Origin of the sequence: Acetobacteroides hydrogenigenes (assembly GCF_004340205.1) — a bacterium.
GTDB lineage: Bacteria > Bacteroidota > Bacteroidia > Bacteroidales > ZOR0009 > Acetobacteroides > Acetobacteroides hydrogenigenes.
This window is the reverse complement of the sequence record NZ_SLWB01000002.1, coordinates 1-14,087: the sequence shown is the minus strand read 5'-3', so window position 1 is coordinate 14,087 and position 14,087 is coordinate 1. Positions and strand designations below refer to the sequence as shown.

Below are 14,087 nucleotides of genomic sequence, written 5' to 3'. Positions count from 1 at the left end.
ACAGCCCACACCAGTTACTGCGCAGGCTGCCCGTATAGGTTTACCTACCTGCTACTTGGTAGGGGTGGTGTCGTCCTTCTTCTTGGGTTCGGTGTACTTCTGGCGGATGGTGAGGTAGCGGCTGTAGATGGCGCTCTCGAGCTTGGCCCACTCCTCGCGCTTGGCGGGGGCGTACTGGGCGCTGTAGGTCACGAGACCGAAGAAGCGTACGATGCTGGCCTCGAGCTTACGGCGGCTGTTGGAGGCCGAGGTGCTGTTGCGGAAGGCCTCCTTATCGGCTTCCAGGTTGCCCCAGTCGCGGCGGAAGGTTTCGGCGCAGGCCGACAGGTGATCGACAAAGGGTTTAACGCCTAGGTCTACCGCCAGCTGCTGGTTGGCTGGCTCGAGGAGCTTCACCAGAATAGCATCAATCTTCTCGCTCTCCTCGGTGGCCGATAGCACCTCCACGCCGGCACCGTAGGTGTCGAGCAGGGCGTAGAAGCGGTGGGCCTTCTGCGCCACCGTCGGATCGGGCGAGTAGGTGAGCCCCCACACCATCTGCCGGATGCCCACCCAGGCATCATCCAGATTCTTGTCCGAGGCAACTTTTACCTCGGTGTTCTGGCTCTTGCTCACCCGTACTAAGCTCTCCTGATACTCTACGTGGTCGGCAACCACCTCCTTAAACTCGGTCGACTCCTTGGCCTCTACAAGGTTGGCATTGGTCACTTCTTCTTCCACTACAGTTGCCATGCTACCTGAATCGGTAACGCTAAACTTACTAAGACCTAATCTTTTCATAAGACAATTTTTTGGTTGTTGATAATAGGTTATAAGCTACAGAACCTCTTGTCCAACATCTTCATCTTTTAAGATCGACCTTCTGTTTGCCCTTTAGGTTGGTTGTTCTAGGTACGGAAGCGCTAATCGAAACCCCAAACACCTTCCGTACTACTGCGGAAGCGCTAATCGAAACCCCAAACACCTTCCGTACTACTGCGGAAGCGCTAATCGGAACCCCAAACACCTTCCGTACTACTACGGAAGCGCTAATCGGAACCTAAAACACCTTCCGTACTACTGCGGAAGCGCTAATCGGAACCTAAAACACCTTCCGTACTACTGCGGAAGCGCTAATCGGAACCCCAAACACCTTCCGTACTGCTACGGAAGCACTAATCGGAACCTAAAACACCTTCCGTACTTAGTAGGAAGCGACCCCAATAGGGGAAGTATGATTAAAAAAATGATTTGAAAGGGAGGGAAGCAATGTCCATCCCGTAAAGAGCAAGCAAGTGTTGATCTTTCAAAGAGCGTCAGAGTGCTGGCTAAGAGCATCTCGTATCGATTCCTAAAATAAATAACGTAATTTAACCTACAAAGGATTTGCAAAAAAAGTTATCAACAGGTCGATCAGGTGGCGTATAACGGGGGTGCTGGGAGCGCCAACGCTTCGAGGGGCAGCGCATCGATGCCCCAAATCAGAGCTCCCGTGATGGGGTGTTTTCGGGTTGGGTTGTATACTACTCGTAGTATGCTGCATGCTACTTCTGTTATAGGCTTCAAAACTTTAAACGATTAGATGTGGTTATGAAAAAACTTGCAGGTATTTTACTGGTGTGCCTTGCTGTTATGCTTTCGGCAGGTGCCTTTGCTCAAACCGATACAACAGGCCAAAAGGCTAAGCTAACACCTCAGCAGCGCGCCGAAAAGCTGACGCAGGGGATGAGCCGCCAGCTGCTGCTCTCGCCCGAACAGGTGGAGCAGGTAAAGGCCATCAACCTAAAGTATGCCGAGAAAAACGAGCAGCTAAAGCGCAACATGGCCAAGCTAAAATCCAACAACGAGGCAAAGGATGCCGAGCTTAAGGCCGTGCTTAATCCAGCTCAGTACGAGAAGTACCAAAAGATGGAGAAGCGCGCAAAGCAGAAGGTGCGCGAGAGGGCTCGGGAGCGCAGAGCGCAGAGGGATACAACGCTATCCACCCACTAGCGGTTGCGCGAGGCTGTGCGCATCAGGGGGTTCGGTTCTCCGATAGCGATGGCAATATAAAAGGGGGCTGTCCGATGCTTTTGCGACAGCCCCCTTCTTTTTATGAGGAATTCGTGCGGCATAGGAATCTTCGAATCCTACTAGAATATGGAGATCATTTTTGATCGTCTTTAAGCTGCAAAAGCAGCCCCGGTAGAGGCTGCTTTTTTGTTGGCTAGAAGTCGATTCGGTAGCTGAGTACGGGCAGTATGAGGGATGCCTTTTGCTCCTCCACCCTTTTGTCGCGGTAGTTGTAGGCCGGACTGCTGTAGATTGGGGCGCTCAGCAGGTTTTTTACCTGAAGGGCCCACGTTCCGGCGTAGCGCTTCTTGTTGGTGCGGTAGGTAACGGTAAAGTCTACGTAGCAGGTGGCGGGGTACTGCTCCTCGAAGGCGCGCGACTCGTCGTATATCACCCTTTTGGCAGCAATCGACTCGGCGTTGAGGATGGGCGTTTTGCGCTCGCCCCCCAGGTAGTTCACCCTTCCGTTGATGCCCACAATGCGGTTGCGGCTGATGGCGTACTCCTTTCCGGCAAGGAGGTTAAGCGAGTAGCCCTTGTTGAAGCGGGTGCTGCGCCAGATGTTATCGCCGCCCTTATACTTCGAGTCGAAGAGGGAGGCCGTTGCCAGGTAGTAGAACCCGCCGCTGAAGAATCGCTCTAGGGTGACGTCGATCCCCATATTCTGGCCTTTGGTATTGTTGATGAGCTTATCGTAGAAGGCCCAATCCTGCTTAAAGTTGATCATGGAGTAGCTGCTGTCGGCAATGCCCGGTATTCGGGACAGCTGTTGGTAGTAGGCCTCCACCTTGAGGCGCAGGTTGCCGCTTACCGTCCAGTCGTAGCCAAGAATGAGGTGCTGCGCCTGCGCGAAGTCCAGGTTTTTATTGGGGTACTTGCTGCCATTGCCCTGCTGCTTGGTGAGGTAGAACCTAAGCTCCTCGAGCTGGCTGTGCTTGCCAGCGCCCAGCGTAAGGGCATGCCTATTGGCCAGCTGCCACCTGATGCTAAAGCGGGGGTCTACCGAGTAGTTTTGGTTGAGGGCGAAGTAGCTGGCGTTTACGCCTCCGTTAATTTGGATGGATGGCGATAGCTGGTAGCGGCTCTGCCAGTAGGCCTCCACCACCTGGCTGCTCCCTTTTTCCTTCACCATATTTTGGTAGGTATCGGGATCCTCCTTTACCGTTCCGCTGATATCTAAATTGTAGAGCTGCTCCTTAAAGGTAACCCCTGCGCGTAGGGTGTGGTTGGCCGATAGCTTGCTGTTGATAACCGAGCTTACGGTGATGGCGGCGGTATTGCTTTTTATGTAGGCGTTGGGTTGCATCATCAGCAGGTCGTCGAAGCGGGTTTGGTCGAGGATGTTGGAGGTGCCCGATGCCGCCACCGAGGTGCTGATCAGCGAATGGCCTCGCGTAAGCTTATGGTTAATCCCTGCGGCGCCGGTCTTTATGTTCCAGTCAAACTTCATCCTATCAAAATCGACCTTCCACTTGGTGGAGTCGGCATCTTCGGGCTCCTTTAGGTTGTCTATACCTCCAACACCCCACACCGAGAAGGTGCCCGCCTTGGCTGTTGGGAAGCTCATCTTGAACGACAGATCCTGGTAAATGGGAACCTGATCGGATGGAATAACCTTTAGCTTGGATAGAATTCCTGCCGTAGCGTATCGGTAGTTGAAGAGGTACGACGATTTTTTCCCTTTTACGAAGGGCCCTTCGGAGGCAAAATCGACGCCCATTAGCCCAATCTGAGCCGTATGCTCGCGTTTCTCGTTGTTTCCGGTACGCATTTTCATGTCGAAGACCCCGGCAAGGGCGTTGCCGTACTCGGCGGGGAAGGCTCCGGTGTAGAAATCGGAGTTGCTGAGCAGCTGGCTGCTTAGGATGCTTACAAAGCCGCCACCGGCAACATTTCCGCCGGCAAAGTGGTTGGGGTTGGGAATCTCTACCCCTTCTACCCTCCACGAAACGCCCTTAGGCGAGTTGCCGCGGATGATGATGGCGTTATCCTGAATGTTGCCCACCGTAACCCCAGCAAATGCCGATGCCATTCGGGCCGGGTCGTCCAATCCTCCGGCATAGCGCCTGGTCTCTTCAACCGAAAAGGTACGTGCGCTTATGGAGGCCATGGTATTCACGGTTCTATCCTTTCGTTGGTTGGCCTTAACAACCACCTCGTCTATCTGGCGCGACGACTGCTTTAGGCCGATGTTGAGGACCACCTCCTTACCCGATGTTACCAGAATGTTGGGTAGCGTTACGGGTTCGTAGCCAACAAACGAGGCAATAAGGTCGTGCCTACCAACTGGAACGTTGGCTATGCGAAATGTGCCATCGGCGCTGCTGGCTGTACCTTGTGCCGTGCCCGCTATGGAGATGTTGGCTCCGGGAATGGTGGCTTGGGTTTCGATGTCGAACACCTTACCGCGTACGGTTTGGACAATGGCTTGGCCGTCTGCGGCGCCTACCCATAGTAGTGCTGCAGCTATAAGTGCAATAAATTTTTTCATGATGTGTGGTGATTTGTAGACCAATTCGGTTGGGAGAAGATCTTCCCCACTGCCATCTGCGGCAGTAGGAGAAGACTAAAAAGGGTGAGCCTTATAGGCTCGATTTGGGAATTATGTGGGTCTGGTTGTATGGAATTTTTTGTTATTCGTCGCTTATGGACTTCGCTTTTAAAAATTGTACACCTTCAATTCGAAGGTTATCCCCCGCTGGCGGGGGTAGGGGGTGGATTTTAGTTAGCGTATAGTCATCATAAGCATCGCATTTTTACCATTTAACGTGCTTTTTCCTCCCCCTGCCCCCTCCAAAGGGGGATACGCTTTGTGCTAGACTTGCTTTTTTTAAAAGTCTTCATCTTTCATGGAAGATGGATTTTTTAAAGGCGAAATACTATAAGTGAGAGCTTGTGATTAACTCCGTTGAGATCACTTCGCTTCGGTTGGCTTCGCCGACTTTCAGTTCGTGCGTCGTGATACTAGTTGAGTCGTAGGGCAACTCGTCCGCCAATCCATCCGGCTAGGTGCATACGGTCGTTCACCTTTTCGGATACCATGGTGTAGGGCACGAGCTCCCTCATGCGGGTTACGTTGCCGGCGTTGGTGGTTTCGTATATCAGCGCATTGGCGGTAACGCCTGCAGCCAGCGACAGCTTACCAAAGAGGTGGCGGTCGATGCCCAGGTAGGCGCGGAAGAGCTTGTTGTCGTGGCTAAACTTATCGTCGCAAACGATCTGCGAGTAGAGCAGCTCGGTGTCGAACAGCGTGCGGGGCGATAGGTTGACGCTGGTGCCCAACCCGAAGGTGGTTCCCCATACTACGGTGCTGGAGTTGTCGGACTTGATGGAGGCGCCCACAATGGTGTGCAGCTTCTTAATCCCCGATCGGTAGCTGAGGTTGGCCATCAGCATATCGTCGGTACCCAGCTCAATTTGGTGGTAGCCCGTCTTCACGATGTTAACGATGCCGATAGAGGCGCCGCTACAGCTGTCGGCAATGTTGACGAACCCGATTTGGGTGCCTACGCTTTTTGCGCGGTTTACCAATCCGGAGATTTGCACACCCTTTACGCTTTCGGCCGAGTTGAAGATACCGGCAACCTGGGTTTTGGCATTCCCATTGGCTAGGTTGAAGATTCCGGAGAGCTGAGCCCCGGTTACGTTCTTGGCCATGTTGCCGATACCGGCCAGCTGGCTGCCCTCTACATCGCCCTTGGCGATGTTAACGATGCCTGCTGCCTGAACGCCCTTCACGCTGCGGGTGTTGTTGGCAATACCTGCTCCCTGAAATCCCGTTACATTACCTTGGGTGAGGTTTACGATGCCGGCCATTTGGCATCCGGTAGCATCTTCGGTCATGTTCAGCACGCCTGCGTACTGAAACCCGTACACCTTACCCTTGGTGATGTTGGCAATGCCCGCATACTCGGCCGCGCCAACGCCCTTCGAGATGCCGGCAATGATGTTTACCGAAAGCCGGTTGGCAATCCTGGGCGATTCGATGCCGTTGGTACCGAGCATGGGCACAAACGAGATCTGGAATGGGCGGTAGGTGGTGCTATCCTTGGGTTGGTTGTTGGTTGCTGATTGTGCAAGTGCGCTGGTGCTGCTTGCCGTCATAATTGCTAGGGCCACGATGGCCAAACGAGTGTTACGCTTCATAAGCCTGTTGATTTGGTTTTTTTCTTATAGCTCTATGACAACTCTGCTGGCTATCCTCCCCCCTCCATCGTAAAAAAAGTTTAGGAGGGGCTTGTTTTACCATTCTAGGAAGAGTTTTGCCGCATAGTAGGAGGCAATGGTGTAGATAACGCTGGCTGTTAGGTGTAGCTGGTAAGCTATAAAGTCTATCTGTTTGCCGATGTGATGTAGGGTGAGCGATAGGTGTTGCATGTTTACTTGTGTTTGGTATTTGCTCCTAAGACACCTTAAGGGGAGAGTCTCCCCCTCTTTAGGAGCAGATATTTTAAGCTATCTGTAAACCTAGGTAGATAAAAAAGCAGGGGTGGCGCTTTTAATAAATCTATCGTCCATAAAAGATGTAGCCGTAAAGGGATCCGTATTTCGTAGCACAAAGGTTATCCCCTGCAGGCGGGGGATAACCTTCGAATTGGAGTGGACTGATTTTAAAAGCGAAATCTCTGGATAAAAAAACTCCCGAGAGGGTATCTCGGGAGTGGCAGTACTATTATAGGAACGAATGCTAGCCGCGAATCAGCTTACGGAAGTATCCGCATTCGTTTATTACCTCATTGTAGAACTTGGTATTCTTGTAGGCCTTTAGCGCCTTAAAGCTATCCCACATGATGAAGTCGGGCTGGTTGGCATCGTAGCGGTACTCATTTTCCTTGTTGCTGTACAGGGTGGAGTTGTACCACTCGTTGCGCTCGCACTTGGCCATCATAAATAGACATTTTGCCTTTTGCTCGTTGTTGGTTGCGCTTTTTAGAGCTATCTGGTAGTACTTCACGGCCATTTTGTTGGAGGTAAGCATGGCAATAAACTCGTCTGGAATGGCGTAAGGGGCATAGTGGCCTGCACCTATAACGCTACCTTCGTAGAAGGCTCTGGCGTTTCCGAAGTGGCTCATGTTGTAGAAGGCGTTGGCCACAGTAAAGGCGTTGGCGTGCACGTTGTTTCCGGCTTCAATGGCAGCTTCATGCTCCTTTAGCCTTTTAAGGAACGACATTTTGGTGTACGTCACCTTTTGTGGTGCAGCGTGATCGCAGTCGTGGCAGTCGTTTTTTCGTCCAACAAATGGGTTGCCGGGTAGCGTGCTAGTTTTCCCAGCATTCTCCATCAGGGTAATGGCCTTATCGAGGCTGTCGCTATAGGCTGCACGTATGGCTTGGTACTCCCACAGGTCGGCTAGCTTCTTTTCGCTCATCTCCATGCAGAATTTTTCGTAGGCATTCGCTTTTGGATTTTGGAAAAAGGCTTTCATCCGTTCAACGTTATCGTTGCTGGCGTAGAAGGCGCTGCTGGTTGAGAAGCATTCCGCCTTAACGAAGTCTCCCTGCTCCATATACTTCTTTGACAGCTCCGTTTTTACCCAACTCTGCGCGTTGTAGTAGCGGAAGCGAGGATCGACGCTATTTTCCGAAAGCGCATACAGCCACTGTAGATCGGCCAATAGCGATTGCTCGTTGGATGGCGTGATCTTGGGCAGCAGCTTAATGTTGGTAAGCAACGAAAGCAGGCGAAGCTGGCTTTGGGCAAGGGTATTGTTGGGAGTGCTCTTAGCAGCCTTTTGGTAGTACTGAGCCGATTTTGGGTAGTCGCCCATTAGAAACGACAGGTAGCCGGCCGATACGTTCCATAGAAATGGATTCGAGGTTTTTCCATCGTTGGCAACCTGTTGGCACCAGCTGATATCCTGTGCAACGGCTTTCTTAACCGAGTCGCTATTTTGACTGTATGGATTTCCGGTTTCTTGCTTGTTTACAAAGCGGGTTAGCAGCAGGTCTAGCTTACTGCTACGAGGCGATAGCTTGTATATCTCCTTCATCGAGCGTACCTCGTCGGCGTAGCTTATTCCTAGTAGCTGCCAGAGGGTAATGCGTTCCTCTTTGCTTTTGCATAGGTTGAGCGTTTGCTTCCAGTCGCTTTCTTCTTGAGGGTGGAAGCTGGAGTGGGCCACCATCTTTAGCTGGCTACTGCCATCGTAAATGAGGCTGTAGTAGTAGTTGGCAATGCTGAACTTTCCGGTAGCGTAGTAGGCTCCGGCGGCGTACGCCATGGTTCGGTAGTACATAGTGCTTGGCGAAAGCATCGATCGGTTATTTTCGAACTCGGCAATACACTTCTCCGAATCGTAGAAGAAGTAGTAGCGTACCAGCTGAAACCAGTATCGTTCCTTTAGGAATTGGTCGGTACTCTTTTCGAAGCCTGTTCGCAGCTGCTTTTCGAGTTCGCCCAGCTTTGCCTTGCTAGGAAGCGTGCGTTTGGCCTCCCAGTAGTAGTCGTTGTAGAACACGGCGTACTGTTCGCACTTTTTGGCGTAGCTTAGGTAGAGGATGAACTCTTTGTGCTGAGAATTGCTCCTGCTTAACCCCTTCACTTTTAGCTTTAGGGAGTCGGGCAGCGCCTTACCATCGAAAAAGTCAGCAAACCTACCTATGGAGGCATCATTAGCCCTGTTTAGAAGGTAGTCGATCGATGGGGAATCTATCGAACCCTTTAGGTACTTGTTCCAATCGGCCACGTTGGTGGCGTTGAAGCGCTCGTTGTGCTGGGTATCGAATCCTATCTGATAGTAGAAAAGCCAGGTGTAGAAGAATGGGGTTTGGGTAGTGTCGGTAACAAACACCTCGGGCGTGTAGTTCGAGGTGTAGGCTTCGCCCCAGTCGCCACCTGCGCAAGCGCGTACAATACCGTACGAGGCTGCTAGAAGCAGCAGGCTAGCGCATACGATTTGCCAGCTTTTGGTAGATTTCAACTTCATATTGCTTGATATTAACAGAATCTAGATCGTAAAAAATTAGGTTTTGAGGGTGGCCTTTGAGGCTTTGCGCGATTTCCTTTACCATTTGTCGGAGGTTGCTGCGCGAGATGCTTTCGATCTTCACCTCGTCGCCCCGCTTAAAGTAGTAGCCGCCTTTAAAGCAGGGCGCTACGACACGGTAGCGATAGTCATCCATCTTTTTAAAGTGCGGATCGTTGGCAAAGTGCCCCTCGTTCATCTTGTTTAGCAGGTGCACCACCATGTTCTGCCGTATTTGGATGCCCCACGTAAATATGGGTAGCGCAACGTCTAGCGGTAGCGGGTAACTGCCTAGCGAGCCGGTATACTTCTGTGCAACGTTCCTATCGTAGATGGAGCAACGGCCATCGGAGCTAATCCTGCCCATATTGTAGTACATCAGCACGCCCTTGTTAACTGGTGGTACGCCCGTTCTGTTGGGGTACTTCACCTGGTGAAGGCGGATGGTGGCCGATAGCGTTTGTCCGGTTAACGCTCGGTACTTTTTTAGGAAATAGAAGTAGGCATTCTTAGTTTTTACCGTCCAATCGCAGTCGAACTGCATCTCTGTGGGTTTTATGCCAAAGTTTTGGTTGATGTCGGCAACCAGCTGCGCCACTTTACGGCAAAGCGTATCCACTTCTTGGTTGCTGGCATTGTCGAATACCCTATTCTTTATAAATACTACCGGAAAGATGGAGCATTGGGGTAAACTGTCGCCTTTGATGATGGCTATAGGCGTTGCGCTGCCAATGTATGGGTGGATATCGATATCGAAGTAGCGAACGTACAGCTTTTGGACGTTGTTGGCCTCGAGGACTTTCCTTTCGGTCTTACCTAAAGTGAAGCGGCTTTTCCAGTAGTAGAAGGATACCTCGGGGCGTGGTTCTCTATTGCAGGAGGCAAGGAGGGTGGCAGTAAAAAGAGCAATAGCAACTCTTCTTAAAAGACATTTCCAATAGTTTCTTTGCTCCTTACTCATCATTATCCCGAATTCTACTAACTGTAAGGCAAAGGTAGCCGAATTTAAATCTGAATTTAGAACAAGATGCAAAGTATTCCCTAGAATCGCAGTGCTACCCGTCCGCCAATCCAACCGCAAAAGGTTCGACCATCATCTCCCATCTTATTCCAAAGGGTGTAGGGAACGGCATCAGAAAGCATCTTACCGTTGTTAAGCGGAGTGTCCTTGTAGGTAAAAAGGTTGGTGGTAATGCCGAAGGCCAGCGATGTTTTCCTACCAATTCTTTTGTCGAAGCCTAGGTATATCCTGTAGAGCTGATTCTCGTCGGATGCGTTGCCCCCTGCGATCACGTTGTTGGAGTACAGGTCGGCATCCAGCATCATGCCCTTGTATAGCGAAAGGCTGGTTCCAAAACCGTAGCCGTACGTCCATAGCGTATGGCTTCCTAGGTTATCGGGTCGAACGCCCACCGTTAGGAGGTTGTGAAAACGACGGCTGCCCGTGCGGAAGGTGATGTTGGTGTAGAAGAGCTCATCGGCCGCGACCTCTAACTGGTGTATGCCTTTTTTATTGTAGCAGAATAGTCCAAAGGCAACTCCATCGCCCGAGTCGGTTAGGTTCACAAGTCCGAACTGTGCTCCTTTTAGAACTTTTGTCCTGTTTATGATTCCGCTTGATTGAATGCCTATCACCGTATCGGCTTGATTGTAGATCCCGCTAAGCTGCGCACCCCGGATGGTTTCTGCTCGGTTGGCCACTCCGCTTGCCTGCATACCAACAACCTGTTTAGCGGTATTGGCCACACCTGCCAGCTGTACGCCCGATATCGATCCGTCGATATAGTTTACCACCCCTGCCACCTGACCCGGTTTGGCGGTACCCTTGGCGATGTTGGCCACTCCGCTTGCCTGAGTTCCGTTTAAAAAGCGTGCCCTGCACAGAACCCCGCTTACCTGAGTTCCTATGGCCGTATCGGCCTTGTTGAGTACTCCGCTAACCTGTGTACCCGTTAGCGTTTGGACGGTATGGTTGAATACGCCTGCCAGCTGCACGCCTTGTACGTTACCTGCTACGTAGTTGAATAGGCCAGCCGCCTGTACCCCGTTAACCGATTGGGTACGGTTAAACACGTTGGCCAGCTGCACCCCCTTCATGTGCCCTCCCACGTAGTTGGCACCACCGGCCATAAAGTAGCGGGCATCACCCCGAACGATATTAACGCCGCTGCTGACCTCCATCACGCGAACGCCCATCGAGTAGCCGGCAAAGATGTTGTACGAATACTTATTCACAACATTCCCCGATAGCTGGCGATTGGTACCTATGTAGGGTAAAAGCGATACCTGCCAGTTTCGGTAGATGGTATCGCCCACGTTGAGGCTGTTGGTTTTTTGTCTATCGGACAGCAGCCACTTGGGGAAGGTCTTTGTAATAAAAGTTTCTCCCTTTTTCGATATATCCTTTAGATGATCGAGTGCGGTAGCTGGTAGCTTGAGCAGAACGAAGCTGCTGTTGGAAGTTGGTACGATGGTGGTATCGGCAAAACCCTGCTTCTTAACCTGTAGTTGCTTGGATAGTTCACCGTATGGAACCTCCACCTTAAAGTAGCCGTACTCGTCGGTAACGGCCGACAGCAGCAGCTTCTGGTCGTAAACGGTGGCGTTGCTTACCGCTTCGCCTGTTTTAGGGTTGGTGATGTACCCCTCGATTACTTGAGGCTTATCCCCAAAGGGTTGTTTCAATTCGTTTCTGTTATCGGTAAGGATAATATACTTGCCGCGGCTCTTCATCTTCACCGTTTCGCCAAAGGCCGTAAACAGCACCAAACGAATGGACTGTTTTTCGGCTTCTAGGGTAATGGGAGGCCTATTCTCCAATACCTTTGGAGAGTAGGAGAAAACCACGTTGGTCTGTTTTCCTATCAGATCGAGCATTCCTTTTGCAGGCTCGTTGTAGATGTTAACCGATACGATGCGCTCTAGCGCCGATGGAACTTGGTTCTGGGCCTGCAGCTTTGTAGTTGTGGCAATAAAGGAAAAGGACAGGATTGCCAATCCTACCCCTTTGCGTATTATTTCGAGCATTCTTCTCCGATTAGCAGGTAGCCTTTGTTCTTCCGTTCAACCTTCATGTTAAGCGTTTCGGCTACGATCTCTATTATGGTATCAATATCTTCGTTTTCAAATCTTACGCTGATGGTGCAGCTGCCCAGCTTAGGGTTGCTCAAGGAAATTCTAACGTTGTAGGCCTTTTGCAGGAGATCTATCACTTCGCTAAGAGGCGTTTCCTGAAAGTTGAAGGCCTTAACAACAGCAGGCGGATTCTCCGGTTTGGCAGGCTCAGTCTTGGTAAACTCCTTGGTAATCTTGTTGTAGATACCTGTTTCTCCTTGCTTTAATATTATTCCTCGGTTGTTTTCTGTATAGAACACCACCGATCCCGTTTTGACGTACACCTCCACAACAGAGGTATCACCATCCGTTTTCACCCTAAAGGCTGTTCCTATATCCTTGATGAAGGTTCCGCTTGCCCTAACCGTAAAGGCAGGACCGCTCTGGTGGTGTACATCAAAAGAGGCGTTGCCTACCAGCGTTACCTCACGGTTGGTTTTGCCAAAACCCTCGGCGTAGATGATGCGGCTGTTAGGCTCTACTTCTACTTTAGAGTTATCGGGGAGAAGCACCTTCTTAGAAATGTTATTTGCAGCTAGCTCAATGGATTGCTCATCCTTACCCAACATTTCATATCGGGCAATGCCTACCCATACGCCAATAAGTATAGCTACCGATGCAGCCACCGAAGCCCACGTCATCCACGATCGCTGCCTAAAGTCGATCCTTTTCGATCGTTTCAGCTGAGGGGCAATGTGGTTCCATGCAGCATCAACGTCAAACTGGGTATCTGTCTCCAACGTTGCCGCACGGTCGAAGATCAACCGTAGTTCCTCGAAGTAAGCCTTATGCTCTTCCGATTCGGCGCACCAGCGCTCCACCTCCGTCCGCTCTTCAGCCGATGCCTCACCGCTCAGGTAGCGGGCTATTAGGTAGTCGATATGTTTGCTATCATCAGTCAACTCTGCTTCGGTTTAGTTTTTAAACATGATGAGAATGAGTATTGCTGGAAGGTAGTCCCGTAGTTCTTCTCTAAGGATTCTAAGTGCCCGAACAATCTGCTTATCAACCGCCTTAACCGAAACTCCCAGCTGCTCGGCAATCTCGGCGTACGAGAATCCCTGCTGGCGGCTGAGCCTAAATACCGTCTGGCACTGGTTTGGAAGCTTCTCAATGGCCGTTGCAATCTGTCGCTCAAGTTCGCTGCCCTGCACCTGCTCTATAGTAGCATCTACTGCTTCGCTATTCGTGCTCTTATATTCTGTGCCGTGAGCTTGGCGTACCTTGTAGTGCTTTAGCCTATTCAGACAGGTGTTGTGCACCGCACGGTAGAGGTAGGACTTCAGCGAGGTGTGGATATCGAGCCCTTGACGGCTCTCCCACAGGGAAAGGAAAGTTCCCTGTACCACCTCTTCGGCTTCGGCAGGATCCTTCAGCAGCGAGTTGGCATAGGTGCATAGCGCCGCGTAGTATGCCCTGAAAACCACTTCAAAAGCATCCTCTCTACCCTTGGCTATACCTGCTATTAGCTCCTGTTCGCTCACTTAGTTCGTTTGAATCCCAAAAGTATCAATAATCGGTTTACCTCCAATTCACCTCTATGACACCTAAAAGAGAAGATCCCCCCTCTCATGATGAAAATATTTTTCTTCGTTTATAACGGTGCTTTTATTAAGATGTGACAAAGGAGAACCTTTCGTCATCACTTTTCATGCTTTATAGAAGGATATTTGCTCGATTTAATCCAGCAATAATCCCAGATATATTTGCTTAGGTAGGAGATAGAGTAGGGGCGATAGCCAAAATTCGCTACAGAAATCTGCAAAAGCAGCCTATCCACAGCATCCCAAACGGCATAAGCGGTAGCAGAACAAAAAACTTTCCCCTCCAACGCCCTCTTCCTAAGGCGTGCAACGTTCGTTAACGCGGTAAAGTATGGTGTAGGGCTTGCAGGTTCGGAAAAAGGGCGTACTTTTGCATCCGCAATCGGGAACAACGGCGCCGCTGAAGAGTGGCACGGAAGGGAACGGGAGCG

At 51.0% G+C, this 14,087-nt stretch carries 11 protein-coding genes; 2 read left to right on the top strand and 9 right to left on the bottom strand.

From position 1 onward, the window contains the following. Positions 1-51 precede the first annotated feature (51 nt). On the bottom strand, positions 52-780 hold the full coding sequence (locus CLV25_RS02800) for a DUF6261 family protein (RefSeq protein ID WP_131838122.1): 729 nt from the start codon (positions 778-780) through the stop codon (positions 52-54). An 86-nt stretch (positions 781-866) separates the two neighbouring features. Here CLV25_RS02800 and CLV25_RS15885 point away from each other — a divergent pair, with 86 nt between their 5' ends. Together CLV25_RS15885 and CLV25_RS02795 are read left to right on the top strand one after the other, a co-directional pair. Next, positions 867-1,043 carry a hypothetical protein gene (locus tag CLV25_RS15885; RefSeq protein WP_165876966.1) on the top strand — a complete coding sequence of 59 codons (177 nt, stop codon included), beginning with the start codon at positions 867-869 and terminating at the stop codon, positions 1,041-1,043. Between the two features lie 526 nt (positions 1,044-1,569). After that, positions 1,570-1,971 carry a hypothetical protein gene (locus CLV25_RS02795; RefSeq protein ID WP_131838121.1) on the top strand — a complete coding sequence of 134 codons (402 nt, stop codon included), beginning with the start codon at positions 1,570-1,572 and terminating at the stop codon, positions 1,969-1,971. Between the two features lie 214 nt (positions 1,972-2,185). Here CLV25_RS02795 and CLV25_RS02790 read toward each other — a convergent pair whose 3' ends face one another. The 8 genes from CLV25_RS02790 to CLV25_RS02760 form a co-directional block, all read right to left on the bottom strand. Next, positions 2,186-4,522 (bottom strand): TonB-dependent receptor, encoded by a 2,337-nt coding sequence (locus CLV25_RS02790; RefSeq protein ID WP_131838120.1) that lies wholly within the window; start codon positions 4,520-4,522, stop codon positions 2,186-2,188. 473 nt (positions 4,523-4,995) lie between these two features. After that, a complete protein-coding gene (locus CLV25_RS02785; protein ID WP_131838119.1) occupies positions 4,996-6,177 on the bottom strand; it encodes a hypothetical protein in 1,182 nt (393 codons plus the stop codon). 96 nt (positions 6,178-6,273) lie between these two features. After that, positions 6,274-6,408 (bottom strand): hypothetical protein, encoded by a 135-nt coding sequence (locus tag CLV25_RS16105; protein WP_262709456.1) that lies wholly within the window; start codon positions 6,406-6,408, stop codon positions 6,274-6,276. Between the two features lie 310 nt (positions 6,409-6,718). Beyond that, a complete protein-coding gene (locus CLV25_RS02780; RefSeq protein ID WP_131838118.1) occupies positions 6,719-8,959 on the bottom strand; it encodes a hypothetical protein in 2,241 nt (746 codons plus the stop codon). Beyond that, positions 8,916-9,962 carry a hypothetical protein gene (locus CLV25_RS02775; protein ID WP_131838117.1) on the bottom strand — a complete coding sequence of 349 codons (1,047 nt, stop codon included), beginning with the start codon at positions 9,960-9,962 and terminating at the stop codon, positions 8,916-8,918. Before CLV25_RS02775 ends, CLV25_RS02780 begins: the two co-directional genes overlap by 44 nt. Before the next feature lie 77 nt (positions 9,963-10,039). Beyond that, positions 10,040-12,025, bottom strand: coding sequence for a peptidase associated/transthyretin-like domain-containing protein (locus CLV25_RS02770; RefSeq protein ID WP_131838116.1), 1,986 nt, complete (start codon positions 12,023-12,025; stop codon positions 10,040-10,042). Continuing rightward, positions 12,013-13,014, bottom strand: a complete 1,002-nt coding sequence (locus CLV25_RS02765) for a FecR family protein (RefSeq protein ID WP_131838115.1) — start codon at positions 13,012-13,014, stop codon at positions 12,013-12,015. The genes CLV25_RS02770 and CLV25_RS02765 overlap by 13 nt, the downstream gene beginning before the upstream one ends. Positions 13,015-13,026: 12 nt before the next feature. Next, entirely contained in the window at positions 13,027-13,596 is a 570-nt protein-coding gene (locus tag CLV25_RS02760) for an RNA polymerase sigma-70 factor (protein WP_131838114.1), read from the bottom strand. Positions 13,597-14,087 lie beyond the last annotated feature (491 nt).